The following is a 16,625-nucleotide window of genomic DNA, read 5'->3' as shown; positions in this document are numbered from 1 at the left end:
GGACTTCGGGCACGGCGGCGCCGGTACAGTGAAGCCATGCCTGCCCGCGATTCCCAATTTCCCCCATTGGACGAGTTGCTGGCAGGCGCATACGTGGTCAGCCTTCCCATGCGGGTGAGGTTCCGGGGCATCATGGAGCGCGAGTCCCTGCTGCTGCGCGGTCCCGCCGGTTGGGGTGAATTCTGCCCCTTCCCCGAGTACGGCGACGCCGAAGCCTCCCGTTGGCTGGCCTCCGCCGTGGAGGCGGGCTGGCAAGGGTTTCCGGTTCCGTTACGGCAGGTGGTTCCGGTTAACGCCACCGTCCCCGCCGTTCCAGCCGAGCGGGTGCCGGAGGTTCTTGCCCGCTTTGGCCGGGTGGACGCCGTCAAGGTGAAGGTCGCCGAGCAGGGCCAGACGCTGGACGACGACGCCGCCCGCGTCGCCGCCGTGCGCTCCGCCTTCCCGGACGCCGCCATTCGCGTGGACGCGAACGGAGGCTGGGATGTCCCCGCTGCCATCGAGGCGCTTACCCGGCTGGCCGGCGTCGGGCTCGAATATGCTGAGCAGCCCGTTCCCACCATCGAGGGGCTGGCGGAGGTCCGACGTGCCCTGGGGACAGCCGGAACCCCTGTACTGGTGGCGGCTGATGAGAGCGTCCGCAAGGAGTCCGACCCCCTCAAGGTGGCGCGGGCAGGGGCGGCGGACCTGATCGTGGTCAAGGTGGCGCCGCTCGGGGGAGTGCGGCGCGCCTTGGAGATCGTGGCGCAGGCCGGGTTGCCCGCCGTAGTCAGTTCAGCGCTGGACACCTCTGTGGGGATCCGCGCCGGCCTTGCCCTGGCCGCTGCGCTGCCCGAATTGCCCTACGCGTGCGGGCTGGGAACGGTGTCCCTGTTCGAATCCGACGTCACCACGGATCCTTTAGTGGCCGACGACGGCGCCATCCGCCTCCGCGACGTCGCCGCCGATCCCGGGCTGCTGGAGCGGTATGCGGCTTCGCCGGAACGCCGCGACTGGTGGCTGGCCCGGCTCCGCCGCGTCCACGCCCTCCTCGCCGCCTGACGCCTTCCCAGCCCGGACGCTCCATCACTTGATGTGCCCTATCCTGCGACGCTCCATCACTTGATGTGCCCTATCCTGCGACGCTGTCGCACATTCCTGCAGGTCACCGGCGGTTCACCGGAACTTCACCCTGCTGACTACTGCGCGTAGGGACCGGCTGGGAGGGTGGGCGGACCGCATCAATTTTTTGGAAGGCCCCCATGTCTGAAACGACTGCCCGCAAGTTCACCCTGCTGCCGATGCTCGGCCACACCAAGGGCAAGCGCAGCCCCGTGACCTGCGCGCTTAAATGCGACAACGCCTGCGCCGGCGACGTCTGCAACACCAGCTCCAACAGCTACTTCCGCGACATCGCCTCCGCCACCATGTCCCGCCGCGCCGCCCTGGGCTTCGGCGCCGCCGGTGCCCTCGCCGTCGTCCTCGGCAGTGCTGTTACCTCTGCCGAACCGGCCACGGCCGCGGGTCTTTCCAAGGCCGCCAAGGAAGGTTTCGGCAAGTCCAAGCTCCAGTTCACGCCGATCGCTCCGGTGGATGCCGTCGTTGACGCCGTCACCGTACCGGAGGGCTTCACCTGGCAGCCGGTCATCCGCTGGGGTGACCCCATCTTCAACGACGCGCCGGACTTCGACGTGAACAGCCAGACGGCCGCAGCGCAGGAGAAGCAGTTCGGCTACAACAACGACTACACCGACATCCTGGAGATTCCGGGCAGCAAGGGCCGGCGCGCAGTGCTGTTCTCCAACCACGAATACACCAACGAGAACATCATGTTCCCGCCCACCATGCCGGCGGACCAGGTGCGTGCTGTGGGTGCAGCCGCCCACGGCCTTTCGGTAGTGGAACTGGAGCGCAGGAACACCACCAAGCCGTGGACCTACGTGAAGGGCGCGGAACTGAACCGCCGCTACCTGAACAGCACGGTGTACGAACTGACCGGCCCGGCCGCAGGCTCGTCCCTGGTGAAGACCGTGGCGGACCCGACCGGCCGCGCCATCAAAGGCACCCTGGGCAACTGCGCCGGCGGCACCACCCCCTGGGGCACCATCCTTTCGGGCGAGGAGAACTTCAACGGCTACTTCGTGGCGCCCGGCACCTCCGCCGCGGACAAGCGCTACGGCCTGACGTCCAAGGCAACGGCCCGCCAGTGGGAGCTGGACGATCCCCGCTGGGATACCCGCAACAAGGGCTACGAGAACGAAGCCAACCGGTTCGGCTGGATCGTGGAAGTTGACCCGTTCGATCCCGCCTCCACGCCCAAGAAGCACTCCGCGCTGGGCCGCTTCAAGCACGAGGGCGCCAACGTGATCGTGGCCGAGTCCGGACACGTGGTGGCCTACATGGGTGATGACGAGCGCTTCGACTACCTCTACAAGTTCGTATCCAAGCACAAGTACCGCGAGGGCGACCGGGCGCACAATATGACCCTCCTCTCCGCCGGCAACCTTTACGTGGCCAGGTTCACGGGCAACTCGCCCGATGCCGAGATCACCGGAACCGGGGTTGTTCCGTCCGACGGTGCCTTCGACGGCATCGGCGAGTGGCTGCCCCTCGTGGTGAACGGTGCCTCCACGGTCCCCGGCATGTCCGTGGAAGAGGTCCTGGTGTACACCCGCCTGGCCGCCGATAAAGTTGGCCCCACCAAGATGGATCGGTGCGAGGACGTGCAGCCCAGCCTGCACACGGGAAAGGTCTACGTGGCCTGCACCAACAATTCCAACCGCGGCGTGGGCACCAACGAGGGCGCCAACGAGGTCAACCCGCGCAACCAGAACCGCGACGGCCACATAGTGGAGATCACCGAAACGGGTGACCAGGCCTCCACCACCTTCAGCTGGAACCTGCTCATGGTTTGCGGCGATCCCGCGCAGGGCGACGTCACCTACTTCTCCGGCTTCCCGGCGGACAAGGTCTCGCCCATATCCTGCCCGGACAACGTCGCGTTCGACTCCGTGGGCAACCTCTGGATCTCCACCGACGGCGCCCCCTCCGGTATCGGCAAGGCCGACGGTCTGTTCAAGGTCATGCTTGAGGGCCCCGAACGCGGCAAGGTGGAGCAGTTCCTGGCAGTGCCGCGCGACGCCGAAACGTGCGGCCCGGTCATCCACGACCAGGAGCGCACCGTGTTCGTGGCGGTGCAGCACCCGGGTGAGGACGGCACCTTCGAAGCGCCACTGTCCTACTTCCCGGATTATGTTGCGGCAGGCGCCACCCCGGCAGCAGGCCAGGTGCGCGCACCCCGCCCGGCCGTCATCCAGGTGCTCCGCGCGGACGCGTAGTCCCAGCCCACCCGTTGCCCTATCACCTACGGTCCCTAAAACCCGGGTTTGGGAACGATAAGTGATAGGGCAACGCATGGGTGATGGGGCGTTGCAGGGTGGCAGACTGGTTTGGTGACTTCGCTGAATGAACCTGCCCCTGACGCCTCCCACACTTCCGACGCAGCTCCGTCAGGCACCGCACCGTTGCTGAGTGCGTTGGCGGCTGCCCGGATCGCCGTAGAGGCAATGCTCGACGGCGGCGTGCAGCACGTGGTGGTCGCTCCGGGTTCCCGGTCCGCCCCCATGGCATATGCGCTCGCAGAGGCATCGGCGCAGGGCCTGGTGGAGCTTCTGGTCCGGATCGACGAACGTTCCGCAGGATTCACGGCACTGGGCCTGGCCCTGTCCACCGGCTCGCCAGCCGCCGTGCTCACCACCTCCGGGACCGCCGTCGGAAACCTGCTGCCCGCGGTGATGGAGGCCAACCACGCGGCTGTTCCGCTGATCGTCCTCTCCGCGGACCGGCCGGACGAGCTCCGCGGAACCGGCGCCAACCAGACCACCATCCAGCCGGACATCTTCGGCGACCAGGTGCGCTTCGCCGTCGACATCCCTGCCGGATCAGACCCGAAAAGGGCGGTGCAGACCGGACTTTCGGCCGCCACCGGCGCGTTCCCGGACCTCGCGCCGGGCCCGGTGCAGCTCAACCTCGCGTTCCGTGATCCGCTGGTCCCGTCACCGGAAGAGGGGCTGCCTGAGACGGCTGACCGGCAGCGCTACCGCATCGGCACTGAGCCGCTGATGATGAACCTGCCGCCGGCGTCGGCGGACCTGCCCGAGCGCCGGACCGTGGTCCTGGCTGGGCACGATGCCGGTCCCCTCGCCGAGGCGTTCGCCCGGGCCCATGGACTGCCGCTGCTCGCCGAGCCCTCCTCGAATGCCCGGTTCGGTCCCAACGCCGTGGGACCGTACCGGTTGCTGCTGGAGCACTTCGGGCCGGGTAAGACACAGTCCATCGAACGCGTGGTGCTGTTCGGCCGCCCCACGCTGTCCCGGCCGGTTGCCGCACTCCTGGCCAGGGCAGACGTGCCGTCGGCCTTGTACCAGCCGGTTCCCGTGGCCTGGTACGAGCCCGGCCGGCGCACCGAACTGCCGCTGGAGAACCTCGCCGACCTCGCTGATTTTGCCGGCCGAGGGCCGGGCGACTGGCTTGATACCTGGCTGCTCGCGGGCTCCGCTGCACAGCATGCACTGGACCTCGTGCTGGGCGAAAATGCACCGGCCACCGGCCCGTCCGTGGGGGCGCTCGTCTGGCAGCATGCGCGCGGGCAACTGATGCTCGGCTCCTCGAACGGCATCCGGGACGTGGACCTGGCCGGCCTGCCCGCCCCTGAACCCGCCGCCACCGTTTATGCCAACCGTGGCCTGGCGGGAATCGACGGCACCATCTCCACCGCGACAGGCATCGCGCTCGGCAGCCGGCAGGAGACCACTGTCCTCCTGGGCGACGTCACCTTCCTGCACGACGCCGGGGGCCTGCTGATCGGGGCGGGGGAGGAGGAGCCGCAGCTTCGGATCGTGGTCCTCAACGATAGCGGCGGGGCCATCTTCGACCTGCTGGAACACGGCGCGGTGCGGGAGGCTGGAACGTATGGTGACGCCGTCGAACGCCTCTTCGGCACCCCGCACACAGTGGACCTTGCTGCACTTGCTGCAGCGTACGGCGTCGGGCATAGCGCGGTGGGTACGACGGCGGCCCTGACCGAAGCGCTCGCCCGGCCGGTGGAGGGCCGCACCATTATCGAAGTCCGCACGGACCGCAGCGGCCTGCGCGCCCTGCATGCCAGGATCAAGGAAGCGGTGGCTGCGGCGGTGGCCGGAGTCCTGGCCGGATAGGTCCATCGTCCAGTTTGCCCCAAAGGTCCGTGCTGCCCCGAAGCCCGCACTGCCCTGAAGCCGGGTTTCGCGTTTCAGCCTGCAGGGGGCGTGAACTGGCTGGCGCTGAACGTTGCTCCCTGCGGATCCCGGATCAGGACATCGCGCGTCCAGTCGGTGTCGTCCTGTCGAAGGATTTCACCCCCGAGCCCCGTTTCCCTGGCGATGCCCAGCTGCTGCCGGCGCGGACTCATGGTGGCGACGCGCGAAAGCACCCGTGACACGCAAATGCCCTGGCGCTACCGATATTCCGGCAGCGCCAGGGCATTGGCGCGTCACGAGGTAACTTGCGCGTCGCGAGGGAACTTGCGCGTCGATAAGAGCGGAGGCCGGAGCCTATTCCTCGATCTCGATGTGCGTCGGGTCGAGCACGCGGCGCAGGAACTCCTTGGTGCGCGGCTGGGTGGGGGCGGAAATGACCTGCTCGGCCACACCTTCCTCCACCACAACACCGCCGTCCATGAAAACCACGCGATCGGCCACTTCGCGGGCGAAGCCCATTTCGTGGGTCACCACCAGCATGGTCATGCCTTCCTTGGCGAGGTTGCGCATCACGGAGAGGACATCGCCCACGGTCTCGGGATCCAGGGCGGACGTGGGCTCGTCAAAGAGCATCAGCTCGGGGTCCATGCTGAGCGCCCGGGCAATGGCCACGCGCTGCTGCTGCCCGCCGGAAAGCTGGTCCGGGAACCGGTCGGAAAGGTGGCCCAGGCCCACGCGTTCAAGGTTGTGCATGGACACCTTGTCCGCCTCTGCCTGCGAACGCTTGAGGACCTTGGTCTGGGCGATGGAGCAGTTGCGCTTGGCATCCAGGTGCGGGAAGAGGTTGAACTGCTGGAACACCATGCCCACCTTGCGGCGCATCTTGTCGATGTCCACGTCGGGGTCGGTAGCTTCAAAACCGCCCACGTGGATGCTGCCCTGGTTGGGCTGCTCCAGCAGGTTGACGCAGCGCAGCAGGGTGGACTTGCCGGAGCCGGATGGCCCGATCAGGCACACCACTTCGCCTGGCGCCACGTTCAGGCTGATGCCTTTGAGCACCTCGTTGGACCCGTAGGACTTGCGCAGGTCCTTGATGTCCACCCCGGCGGCGTGCAGGGTGGCCGTGCCACCGTGTGAGTTATTGACGACGTCGTTCATGGTCTTGCCTGCCTATCGCTTGGTCCGCGCGGAGCGGCTTTCGAACTTCCGGGCCAGGAGGCTCAACGGGATGGTGATCACCAGGTAGAAGGCGCCGGCAACCAGCAGCGGAGTCAGGCCCGCGCCGAGGCTGGAGATGCCGTCGCGGCCGAACTTGGTCAGCTCATACTGGGAGGCTGTGAGGCCCAGGACGTAGATCAGGGAGGAGTCCTTGGTGAGCAGGATGACCTCGTTGGTCAGCGGCGGCAGGACGATCTTGAAAGCCTGCGGGATCACGATGGTCACCATGGCCCGCCACTGCGGCATGCCCAGGGAGCGGGCCGCCTCGAGCTGGCCCTTGGGTACCGCCTGCAGGCCGGCACGGAGGGTTTCGGCGATGTAGGCAGCGGCCACGATGCCGAGCGACACCATCACCACCAGGGTGATGTTCCACGAGACACCAAACGCCAGCGGAACGCCGTAACCGAAGGCGATGAACACCAGCAGCGCCGGAACACCGCGGAAGAACTCGATGTAGCCCGTGGCGATCCACCGGTACAGGGGAAAGCTGGAGAGCTTCATCAGGGCCAGCAGCAGGCCGCCGGAGAGGCCCACAATAAAACCGAGGAACGTGTAGATCAGGGTGTTTACGAGGCCGGTGGTGAAGATGCCGGGGAACATCGGCCCGATCTTGCCGAAGTTGAAGACGCTGTTGCCGATGGTCTTCCAGTCGGTGGCCAAGATCAGCGCGGCGACTGCCACCACAAAGATTCCGGCCTGGACATACAGGCTTACTCTGGCTCGCTGACGTGCGGTCATTGCCATGGGGTGCTCACATTCGTTGTGCGTGGCAGAGGCCCCGGACGGACTGCGGTACAGCCCGTCCGGGGCCCCTGCTGCGTAATTCTGAGGGCTGGGCAGGAGCCAAGGCGGGGGAGCCTCAGTCCTGCACGGCGACTACAGGGCGGTGGTTACTTGGCGGTCTCGCCGAACCAGGTGGTCTTGAACTTCTCCAGGGAGCCGTCGTCGGTCAGCCGCTTCAGGGTTCCGTTGACCTTCTCCGCCATGGCGGTGTTGCCCTTCTTGATGGAGATGCCCAGCTGCTCGCCGGTGGCGAAGTCCTCAACGCTCTTGAACTTGGGCTGGTCCTTGATGGCGTAGCCCAGGACGGACTGGTTGCCCAGGGCTGCGTCGATGGTGCCGGCCTCAAGCGCCTGCACCAGGAGGCCGGTGTCCTCGAACTGCTGGGCGTCGATTCCCTGCTTTTCGGCGTAGTCCGCGCCGGTGGTGGCCTGCTGGACGCCCACCTTCTTGCCCTTGGCGTCTTCCAGGCTCTTGATGCCGGAGGTGTCGCTGGCCACGAGGGCCAGGTCGTCGTCCAGGTAGGGGGTGGAGAAGTCCATCACGGACTTACGCGTGTCCGTGATGGAGATCGAAGAGATGCCGAGGTCGCACTGGGTCAGCGCGGTGCCGGTCTCGATGGCCTCGAAGGAGCTGTCCACGATGCTCAGTTCGGCGCCGAAGTCCTTGGCGAGCTCCTTGGCGATGTCCACATCGAAGCCGACAGTCTTGCCGTCCTTTTCGAATTCGAACGGCTCGTAGGGGATGTCGGAGCAGACCGTGAGCTTGCCGGAGTTGATGAGCTGGACGCCGCCTTCGGAGGCTGCCGGGGTGGAGCTTCCACCGCCGCAGGCTGTGAGGGTGAGGGCGCCGACGGCGAAGAGTGCTGCTGCCTTGGCGGTCATTTTGGCCGTGGCCAGGGACGTGAGCTGCATGTTTCTTACCTTTTGTTGCAGGAGTATGCGGTACTAAATCGGTTCATAGTGTAGCGCCCAATAAGAGATGTGCATCACAGGAAACTTAGTTTCACTATTGGATAACTAAATTACTCCTGTTTTCAAGCCTAGGCGAAGCAGTCGTGTCTCAGATACCGGACTCGCTGGCTTAATTGCTGATTCCGAGCGATTCCAGCATGGGCCGGAACTTGGCCCAGGTCTCGGCGAGTTCCGCTTCGGGCTGGGAACCATCGACTATTCCGCAGCCGGCATAGAGCCGCACGGTGTCAGGGGCCTCGATGACGGCCCCCCGCAGCGCGATGCCCCATTCCCCGTTTCCGGCCGCGTCGAGCCAGCCCACGGGCCCGGCATAGGGACCGCGGTCCAGGTGCTCCAGTTTGCGGATCAAGGCCCCAGCTACCTGGGTGGGAGTTCCGCAGACCGCGGCCGTGGGGTGCAGCGCGTTGATCAGCGCCAGGCAGGTTGGCACGTGGCCTTCCACCTCCGCCAGCTCTGCCTTTACATCGGAGGCAAGGTGCCAGACATTGGGCAGCTCCAGGATGAACGGCTCGTCATGGGCGTTCATGGCCTCGGAAAACGGCGCCAGCTGGGTGGTCAGCGACTGGATGGCGATCTCGTGTTCGTGCCGCTGCTTCTCCGACCCCGCCAGCACCCGCGTGGCGTAGTCCATGGGAAGTCCGTCCTCGCCATGGGCATCACGGCGGTCCAGGGTACCGGCCAGCACACGCGCCTGGGCAGTCCGCCCCTCCACCTGGATCAGCATCTCCGGCGTCGCGCCCACCAGCCCGTCCACACCGTAGGTCCAGCATTCCCGGTAGCGCCCGGCCAGCTCCCGCAGCACTTTCGCGGCGTTGACGCCGGTAGGAACCGTGGCCACGATGTCGCGCGCGAGCACCAGCTTCTCCAGCGCCCCGGTCCGGATTTCTGCCACCCCCGCGGCGACGGCCGCCTTCCAGTCCTCCTCGGTCAGTGAACCCGTGTGAAGGGTCGCCCCGGCGGCAAGCGGCAGGGGACGTACGACGGCGCCGCCCCCCGGGACGGGAGCCCCGCCGGAGGTGCCGTCCCCGGCCGGGCCCCCGGCAAGGTCCGCGGCCGCCGTCCGGCCGTGGGCCGGCGAACCGCCGGCAAGCCAGCGCTCAAGCCCGGCGAGGGCGCCCTCTTCGGTGAGGGGGCCGTCATCGAAGGTCAATTGGGTCAGCCAGGCCTGGCCGTCGCGGACACCCACAACTATCTCGGGAACGATCAGCCGGGATTCGTGGGCCGAAGTCTTGGAGAAAGCGAAGGAGCCGAAAGCGACAGGACCGGTGCCGGGGAGCTCCACGGCGTCGGTGATCTCGGCTTCGAGGACCAGGTGCCGCCACCAGATGTCCGCCTCAAGGAAACGCTCCGGCCCCGTGGCGGTGAAGCGGCTGATCTCGCCGAAGCCCACCAGCCCGGCCTCGCGGCGGGTCCAGCAGAGGACATCGTCCCGAACCAAAAACGACGGCAGCCCCCCGGCGAATCGTTGGCCATCGAGGGGGACTGTCAAGGTGCGGAACGTGCTGGTCATGATGGCTCCACGGTACTCCTTTTTACTCCGGGGCCCGGTTGGCAAGAAGCACCCGCCCCGAACCCACGCCTCAACCACAGCCCGATGGCCTGCAACGATGGGGTCCGGGGTCCGAGGCCCGCCTTGGTCCGGACCCTCCTGAACATTTGAGACAATGACATGGTGAACCGAGCATCCTTGGATAAGCGTCCGGACGAAGTAGCCACGATGTTTAACGACGTCGCACCGAAATACGACGTCGTCAACGATGTCCTGTCGATGGGCCAGACCCGCCGCTGGCGCAAGGTTGTGGTGGAGGCGATGGAGGTGTCCAAGGGCCAGCGCGTCCTGGATCTGGCGGCGGGCACCGGGACGTCCAGCGAGCCATATGCGGATGCAGGCATAGACGTGGTGGCCTGCGACTTTTCCCTCGGGATGCTCAAGGTGGGCAAGCGCCGCCGCCCGGACATCGACTTCATTGCCGGCGACGCCACCAACCTACCGTTCGCCGACAACACGTTTGACGCCACCACCATCTCCTTCGGCCTGCGCAACGTGAACGAGCCCAAGAAGGCGCTGCAGGAGATGCTCCGCGTCACCAAGCCGGGCGGCCGCCTGGTCATCGCCGAATTCTCGCAGCCCGTGGTCCCGCTTTGGCGCACCATGTACACCGAATACCTCATGCGTGCCCTGCCCGCCATCGCCGTGAAGGTTGCTTCCAACCCGGACGCCTACGTCTACCTTGCCGAGTCCATCCGCGCCTGGCCGGACCAGGACCACCTGGCTGCCTGGCTGCAGGAAGCCGGCTGGGAAAACGTCACGTACCGCAACCTCACCGGCGGCATCGTGGCGGTCCACCGTGCCTTCAAGCCTGCAGGGTCAACGCCGGACACTGCTGCTGCCGCCATCGCCGCGCACAAGGGCCCGGTGGCCAAGCTGCGCCGCAACATCACGCGCTGACCTGTGAGGGTATTGATTGTCGGCGCGGGGCCGGCTGGCTCCACCGCCGCGTATTACCTCGCCAAGGCGGGCATCGACGTCACCGTTTTGGAGAAGACGAGCTTCCCGCGCGAGAAGGTGTGCGGTGACGGCCTCACACCCCGGGCTGTCCGTGAAATCCAGAAGCTCGGCTTGCCGCACCCCGAAGAAGACGGCTGGCGCCGCAACAAGGGCCTGCGCCTGATTGCGGGCGGCCGCACCATCGAGCTGCCGTGGCCCGAGGTATCGGATTTTCCGCAGTACGGCCTGATCCGGACCCGCCTCGGCTTCGACGAGGAACTGGCCCGGCACGCCCAGGCCGCCGGCGCCACCCTCCTTGAGCGGCACAGCGTCACCGAAGCGCTGCGGAACGACGACGGCCGGGTCACCGGTGCCCGCGCAGCGCTCCTGGACGAGTCCGGACGCAAGACGGGGGAGACGCGCGAGTTCAGCGCCGACGTCGTCCTCGCTGCGGACGGCAACTCCACCCGCACAGCCGTGTCCCTCGGCATCCAAAAGCGCGACGACCGCCCGCTCGGCGTCGCCGTCCGCACCTACTTCACCTCCCCGCGCACAGACGACGACTGGATGGAAGGCTGGCTCGAGCTTCGTTCGCCTGCTCCCCACGCCTCGCAGGCCCGGCGCGGGGCCCGCGCCGGCTCTCTGAACCGCGACGGAAAGCTGCTGCCCGGCTACGGCTGGGTGTTCGGCGTCGGCGACGGCACGTCCAACGTCGGCCTGGGCATCCTGAACTCGTCCAAGGAATTCGGCAAACTCGACTACAAGCAGGTCCTGCGCGAATGGACCGCCGGCATGCCCGCCGAATGGGGCTTCACGCCGGAGAACCAGGTGGGAGACATCCGCGGCGCCGCCCTTCCCATGGGCTTCAACCGCACCCCGCACTATTCGCCCGGCCTGCTCCTCCTGGGCGACGCCGGCGGCATGGTTTCCCCGTTCAACGGCGAGGGCATTTCCTACGCGATGGAGTCCGCGCGCTTCGCCGCCGAGTTCATCATCGATGTCTCCTCGCGCTCTTTGACCGCGAAGGGAACGTACGACGCCGATGCGCACCTTTCGCGGTACGCGGAGTATGTGCGGCAACAGTGGGGATCGCACTTCACCCTGGGCCGGGCGTTCGCCGCGCTGATCGGCAAGCCCACGGTCATGAAGCTCGCGCTGCGGACCGGCATGCCCATACCCATGCTGATGCGGTTCGTGGTCCGTCTCCTGGCCAACCTCACGGACCCGTCCGCCAAGGGCTTCGAGGACCGGGTGATCCGGGTCCTCGAATCGCTGGTTCCGGCCACATCCAATACATCCGCCACCCCGTCGGCTTCGAACCAGCGGTATCCGCAACAAAAAGTTAGGGTTAACCCGTGACCAACCCCGCAGACCACAGCTGGACGCATGCCGGACACGGCCTCGCCGACTCCGAGCCCAGCCTGAACACCACAGCCATCGCCACCGGCCTACAGCTGCCCGCGGGGTTCGCCGCCATCGCCGGGGACGCCGAGCTGGGGCCGGCCATCACCAACAACCTGGCCCGGGTGGAGAAGAAGCTCCGCGAAGCCATCGCCAACTCGGATCCGCTGGCTGACGCAACGTCGCGCCACCTCGTTGAAGCCGGCGGCAAGCGCATCCGGCCCCTGCTGACGCTCCTCTGCGCACATCTCGGCGACGCGTCGCTGCCTGCTGTGGTGCAGGCCGCCGTCGTAGTTGAACTGACGCACCTGGCCACCCTGTACCACGATGACGTGATGGACTCCGCCCCGTTCCGCCGCGGTGCTCCCACGGCGCACGAGGTGTGGGGCAACTCGGTGGCTGTCCTCACGGGGGACCTGATCTTCGCGCGGGCGTCCATCCTGGTGTCCGAACTCGGCTCCCGGGCGCTCGGAATCCAGGCCCGGACCTTCGAGCGGCTGTGCTTGGGCCAGCTGCACGAGACCGTGGGGCCGCGCCCGGACGAGGACCCCGTGGAGCACTACCTCTCGGTCATCGCGGATAAGACCGGCTCCCTTGTTGCTGCGTCGGGGCAGCTCGGCGCCATCTTTGCGGAGGCCGATCCCGCGTACGAATCCGTGCTGGTGGAGTACGGCGAGAAGGTGGGTGTTGCCTTCCAGCTTGCCGACGACGTCATTGACGTGACGGGGGTCAAGGTCAAGTCCGGCAAGTCCCCGGGTACGGACCTGCGCGAGGGCGTTCCCACCCTTCCGGTGCTGCTCCTGCGCAAGGCTGCCCTGGACGGTGACCAGTCCGCCGTCGAACTTCTGACGCTGATCGACGGCGACCTCAGCTCTGATGAAGCCCTTGCCGAGGCGGTTGCCGGGCTGCGCGAGCACCCCGTCACTGCCGAGTCCTGGGTGGTGGCGCGGCAGTGGTCCGAGGAAGCCATTGCCGCTCTGGCTCCGCTGCCCGAGGGCGTGGTTAAGGAATCGCTGTCCAACTTCGCGGTGGCTGTGGTGGACCGCGCCAGCTAGCCCGTTTGCTGCGGAAGCCCGGCACATTGAACGTGACCCGTTGATGGCGCCGGGTTTCTTCGTTGCTGCTAGCTGAAGACGCCTGCTTAAACGGGATAGCCCCGGTCCGCAGCAACAATACGAGTCATATGTTGCTGTGAACCGAGGCTATCTCTCCGTTCGCATCAGACCCGCCGGAGGCGTTTAGCGGATCCGTGAATAGTCTATGACAGATTTGTCATAACGCGCAAGTGCCTTGTTACTGTCCATGTCAAAAATTTTTCCGCCGGGATTCCCCCAGAGGCCTCCCCCGAATGCGTAACTTTTAGGCGGTTGAGGCAGTGCGCTCCGCTGAACGGCGGGGTCTGTGTTGGCGGAGGTCTTCATAAGTCCCGCAATCCGGTTCAAGTAGGGCCGCTCCAGGCAGTAAGCGGCCTTTGTCCACATACCCCTGGTTGCGGCTCGCACCCCGGTGCCCCGCAGCGGCAGTCTGAATTTGTGGACATCACGGACTACCTGAACCGGCGTGGCGGCGTTGCCCGTGCAGGCCAGCTAAACAACGCGGGCTTTAGCCGGACCACTGTCAGGCAGGCGGTTGCGGTTGGATTAGTGATTCGAGCCCGGCGCGGGGTCTACGCGTTAGCCGATTCTGGCGTCCTCACAACGGCTTTGGCTGGCGCGGGCAAGCTGACCTGTCTCTCGGCAGCACCGGTGTACGGACTCTGGACCTTGAACAACGCTGCTTGTGTTCACCTTTCCCGCAGCCATCCCGCAAATACTCCCGGGTTGAAGGACCATGGGCGCCCCGTGCATCCACCGCATGCCAGGCTGCCGGTCCTTGGGTTGGCGGACGTCCTGCTTCATGCGCTCCGCTGCCTCCCCGAGCTTGAAGCACTTGTCATGGTCCAGTCTGCGGTGGGCTGCGGGAGCATCTCCCTGGAGTTCCTGTTTGCGAAATGCCAAGGACGGCGGAACGGCAAAGTGCGATCAGTGTTGGATCTGGTGATTCCCAGGGCCGACTCGTTGCTTGAGGTTCTGGCCAATGCGCATTTCGCGAAGGCGGGGCTGCGGGTCCGGAGGCACGTCAACATTCCCGGTGTGGGCGAGGTGGACTTCCTTGTGGAGGAGTGCCTTGTAGTTGAAACTGACGGGTCAACCCATTTCGAGCCACGTTCTGTGAAGCGCGACCAGCGACGCAATAACCGGAGCATCATCGATGGCTACCTGGTGTTGCGCTGCTACTACGACGACGTCGTCCATGCCCCAGATGCCATGGTCGAAGAGGTCCAGGCGGTACTGAGACTGTGGCGGGGCAGGCGGTTCCCGCCAGCGCCCGATTTGCGTAACTCTTAGTGCCGCCCGCTGAATCAACCCAGATAACTCAGGATCAACCCAGATAACTCAGGGATCTGGAGCAGGGCCGAGCCTATAAATCACGCATTCCCGTCACGTACAGGCCAAGCGGCCGCAGAACCTAGTCTTCGTCGTCCTCGAAAGCCCACTCGAACATGTCGAACACGAACTCGGAGAACGTGCCCTCTTCGGACTTCCACTGCCCGCGGGCGTTGTTGCGCCGGTACACGATGGGGTCCGGGACGCTGAGGTCGCCCACTCGGAAGCCCCAGGTGTATTCCTCTTCCTCATCCTCGAGGAACATCAGGAAGCCTTCATCATCCACTTCGAGCTCGTCCGGGTCCCAGAAGTAGTGGTACGCCTCCATCAGGTCCTCGCACCCACCGATGGCCAGGTAGAACTCGCGCAGGACCAGGGGAATCTGGAATTGGTGGTCGGCGAGGGCCTTGTCCAGCTCCTCAGCGGACAGGCCGTCCTCTTCCTGCCATTCATCCTCGAGATACTTCGGAACAAGCGCACGGAACTTCTCGAGGAACATGTCAGTCATGCTCATATCCTAGCTAATCGCGGACCTGCGATTCGCCGTTCCCGGCCCCTGCCCGATGCCACCCGCGAACCGCGAGCGGGGCCTGCCAGGAGCGGCGCCAGGCCAGGACCCGGAACGTGAACACCAGGGCCGCGATGACGGCAGCAGTCAAGACGTTGAACACGCCCAGGACCGATAGGACGGCGGTCATTGCGGCCCCCAGGAAGGCCGGCAGGGCGTAGATGTCCCTGGGATTGAAAAGCTCCGGAACCTCGTTGGCGGTGACGTCCCGCAGCAGGCCGCCGCCCACGGCCGTAGTCACGCCGAGCAGTACCGATGCCACCGGGTTGAGTCCAGTGGCCAGCGCCTTGAGGGTGCCGGTCATGCAGAACAAGGCCAGTCCGCCGGCGTCGAACAGCGTCAGCATTGACGTGTAGCGCTGGACGCTGGAGAACAGGAAATACACCAGGACCGTGGCCAGCGCCGGCGGCACCAGGTAGGCAGGGTTGGTGAAGGCCGCCGGGACGACGCCGAGGATAATGTCCCGGATCACCCCGCCGCCAAGGCCCACGAGGGAAGCCAGCAGCAGGGACCCCACAATGTCAATCTGCTTGCGCGCCGCCAGCAGCGAACCCGAGACGGCAAAGAAGAAGACGCCCAGCAGATCCAGCCACACGGGCGCGTTGTCAAAGGCGAATGTCATGGAGCGTCCCGGCAGTTTCAAAGAGGGCGGACAGGGCGGCTCCAACGTTACGCTAGCCCCTATGAACAGCCCCATCATGATCGCCTGCGCCCATGGGACGTCCAACACACAGGGCGCCGCGGAGGTCAACGCCCTGCGCGCTGACATCGCTGAGCTTCGCCCGGGCCTGGACGTCCGTGAAGCCTATGTGGACGTCCAGCAGCCGGACCTGGTGGACGTGGTGGCTGGGCTGCCGGCGGGGGAGTCCGCCGTCGTTGTTCCCTTGCTGCTCAGCGTGGGCTACCACGTGAAAGTGGACATCGCCCGGGCCGTGAAGAGCCGTCCGGGCAATGCTGCGGCCGCTCCCTTGGGGCCCGACCCGCGGCTCGCCAAACTGCTGGACCAGCGGCTGCGCGAGGCCGGCGTCACGGACCGGGACGTAATCGTCCTGGCCGCGGCCGGTTCGTCCAATCCCAGGGCAGCTGTCAGCGTTGAGGAACTGCTGGGCCAGCTCCAGGAGCTCCGGCCCAACCGGATGGTGGCCGCCTATGGTGCCTCCGCCAAGCCTTCCGTGCCCGACGCCGTTGCGATGCTTCGCGAGGAACTGGAAGGCGGTGCCGGCGCGGGGGAGTCCGCCGGGGCTGTGGACGTCGGCGGGCGGGTGGTGATTGCCTCCTACCTCCTGGCGCCGGGCTACTTCCACGACCAGCTCGCCAAGGCCGGGGCCGACGTCGTGACGGCACCGCTCCTGCCGTCACCCGTGCTGGCCGAGATTGCGCTGGAGCGGTATGACGCCGCCGTCGCGAAGGCCGGCAATACCGTGCCTAAGGCACCTGCGGCAACCCCTGCTGAAGTGCCAACTGAGGCGCCTTCAGCAGCACCCGCCGATGCACAGGAGGGTGGCTTCTTCAAGGCCGTCCGGCGTTTCGTGACGAAATATTTCCCTAGGTGACTTA

15 protein-coding genes are annotated in these 16,625 nt (G+C 66.3%); 8 read left to right on the top strand and 7 right to left on the bottom strand.

Annotated features, from left to right (window positions below; genetic code table 11):
- Window positions 1-36 precede the first annotated feature (36 nt).
- The 3 genes from AC5RVY_RS02080 to menD all read left to right on the top strand — a co-directional run bounded on the left by AC5RVY_RS02080 (window position 37) and on the right by menD (window position 5,192).
- On the top strand, window positions 37-1,038 hold the full coding sequence (locus AC5RVY_RS02080) for an o-succinylbenzoate synthase (RefSeq protein WP_493953033.1): 1,002 nt from the start codon (window positions 37-39) through the stop codon (window positions 1,036-1,038).
- Window positions 1,039-1,238: 200 nt separating this feature from the next.
- Window positions 1,239-3,314, top strand: coding sequence for a PhoX family protein (locus AC5RVY_RS02075; protein WP_493953032.1), 2,076 nt, complete (start codon window positions 1,239-1,241; stop codon window positions 3,312-3,314).
- Between the two features lie 228 nt (window positions 3,315-3,542).
- Window positions 3,543-5,192 (top strand): 2-succinyl-5-enolpyruvyl-6-hydroxy-3-cyclohexene-1-carboxylic-acid synthase, encoded by a 1,650-nt coding sequence (gene menD / locus AC5RVY_RS02070; protein ID WP_493953681.1) that lies wholly within the window; start codon window positions 3,543-3,545, stop codon window positions 5,190-5,192.
- A gap of 74 nt (window positions 5,193-5,266) precedes the next feature.
- On the opposite strand, the gene AC5RVY_RS02065 is transcribed toward menD, so the two are convergent.
- From AC5RVY_RS02065 to AC5RVY_RS02045, 5 genes are all read right to left on the bottom strand, one after another.
- Window positions 5,267-5,455, bottom strand: a complete 189-nt coding sequence (locus AC5RVY_RS02065; protein ID WP_493953031.1) for a hypothetical protein — start codon at window positions 5,453-5,455, stop codon at window positions 5,267-5,269.
- Between the two features lie 112 nt (window positions 5,456-5,567).
- Window positions 5,568-6,371 (bottom strand): amino acid ABC transporter ATP-binding protein, encoded by an 804-nt coding sequence (locus AC5RVY_RS02060; protein WP_493953030.1) that lies wholly within the window; start codon window positions 6,369-6,371, stop codon window positions 5,568-5,570.
- A gap of 12 nt (window positions 6,372-6,383) precedes the next feature.
- Entirely contained in the window at window positions 6,384-7,175 is a 792-nt protein-coding gene (locus tag AC5RVY_RS02055) for an amino acid ABC transporter permease (RefSeq protein WP_493953029.1), read from the bottom strand.
- A gap of 146 nt (window positions 7,176-7,321) precedes the next feature.
- Window positions 7,322-8,125 (bottom strand): ABC transporter substrate-binding protein, encoded by an 804-nt coding sequence (locus AC5RVY_RS02050; protein WP_493953028.1) that lies wholly within the window; start codon window positions 8,123-8,125, stop codon window positions 7,322-7,324.
- A 169-nt stretch (window positions 8,126-8,294) separates the two neighbouring features.
- Complete coding sequence (locus tag AC5RVY_RS02045; protein WP_493953027.1) at window positions 8,295-9,695, bottom strand: isochorismate synthase; 1,401 nt, start codon at window positions 9,693-9,695, stop codon at window positions 8,295-8,297.
- Between the two features lie 162 nt (window positions 9,696-9,857).
- Between AC5RVY_RS02045 and AC5RVY_RS02040 the strand changes: the two genes are divergently transcribed.
- The 4 genes from AC5RVY_RS02040 to AC5RVY_RS02025 all read left to right on the top strand — a co-directional run bounded on the left by AC5RVY_RS02040 (window position 9,858) and on the right by AC5RVY_RS02025 (window position 14,461).
- Window positions 9,858-10,634, top strand: coding sequence for a demethylmenaquinone methyltransferase (locus tag AC5RVY_RS02040; protein ID WP_493953680.1), 777 nt, complete (start codon window positions 9,858-9,860; stop codon window positions 10,632-10,634).
- Window positions 10,635-10,637: 3 nt separating this feature from the next.
- Window positions 10,638-12,032, top strand: a complete 1,395-nt coding sequence (locus AC5RVY_RS02035; RefSeq protein WP_493953026.1) for a geranylgeranyl reductase family protein — start codon at window positions 10,638-10,640, stop codon at window positions 12,030-12,032.
- Complete coding sequence (locus tag AC5RVY_RS02030; RefSeq protein WP_493953025.1) at window positions 12,029-13,129, top strand: polyprenyl synthetase family protein; 1,101 nt, start codon at window positions 12,029-12,031, stop codon at window positions 13,127-13,129. The genes AC5RVY_RS02035 and AC5RVY_RS02030 overlap by 4 nt, the downstream gene beginning before the upstream one ends.
- A gap of 477 nt (window positions 13,130-13,606) precedes the next feature.
- Window positions 13,607-14,461: a type IV toxin-antitoxin system AbiEi family antitoxin domain-containing protein gene (locus AC5RVY_RS02025; RefSeq protein ID WP_493953024.1), complete on the top strand. Its 855-nt coding sequence runs from the start codon at window positions 13,607-13,609 to the stop codon at window positions 14,459-14,461.
- A 121-nt stretch (window positions 14,462-14,582) separates the two neighbouring features.
- Here AC5RVY_RS02025 and AC5RVY_RS02020 read toward each other — a convergent pair whose 3' ends face one another.
- Window positions 14,583-15,008 carry a hypothetical protein gene (locus AC5RVY_RS02020; protein ID WP_493953023.1) on the bottom strand — a complete coding sequence of 142 codons (426 nt, stop codon included), beginning with the start codon at window positions 15,006-15,008 and terminating at the stop codon, window positions 14,583-14,585.
- Between the two features lie 13 nt (window positions 15,009-15,021).
- A complete protein-coding gene (locus AC5RVY_RS02015; RefSeq protein WP_493953022.1) occupies window positions 15,022-15,690 on the bottom strand; it encodes a trimeric intracellular cation channel family protein in 669 nt (222 codons plus the stop codon).
- Between the two features lie 61 nt (window positions 15,691-15,751).
- On the opposite strand from AC5RVY_RS02015, the gene AC5RVY_RS02010 reads away from it, so the two are divergent.
- Complete coding sequence (locus AC5RVY_RS02010) at window positions 15,752-16,621, top strand: sirohydrochlorin chelatase (RefSeq protein WP_493953021.1); 870 nt, start codon at window positions 15,752-15,754, stop codon at window positions 16,619-16,621.
- The last annotated feature ends 4 nt before the right edge of the window (window positions 16,622-16,625 follow it).

The organism is Arthrobacter sp. Ha26, from assembly GCF_059091705.1.
Note: the sequence above shows the minus strand (reverse complement) of the source record. Positions and strands in the feature narration are given on the sequence as shown.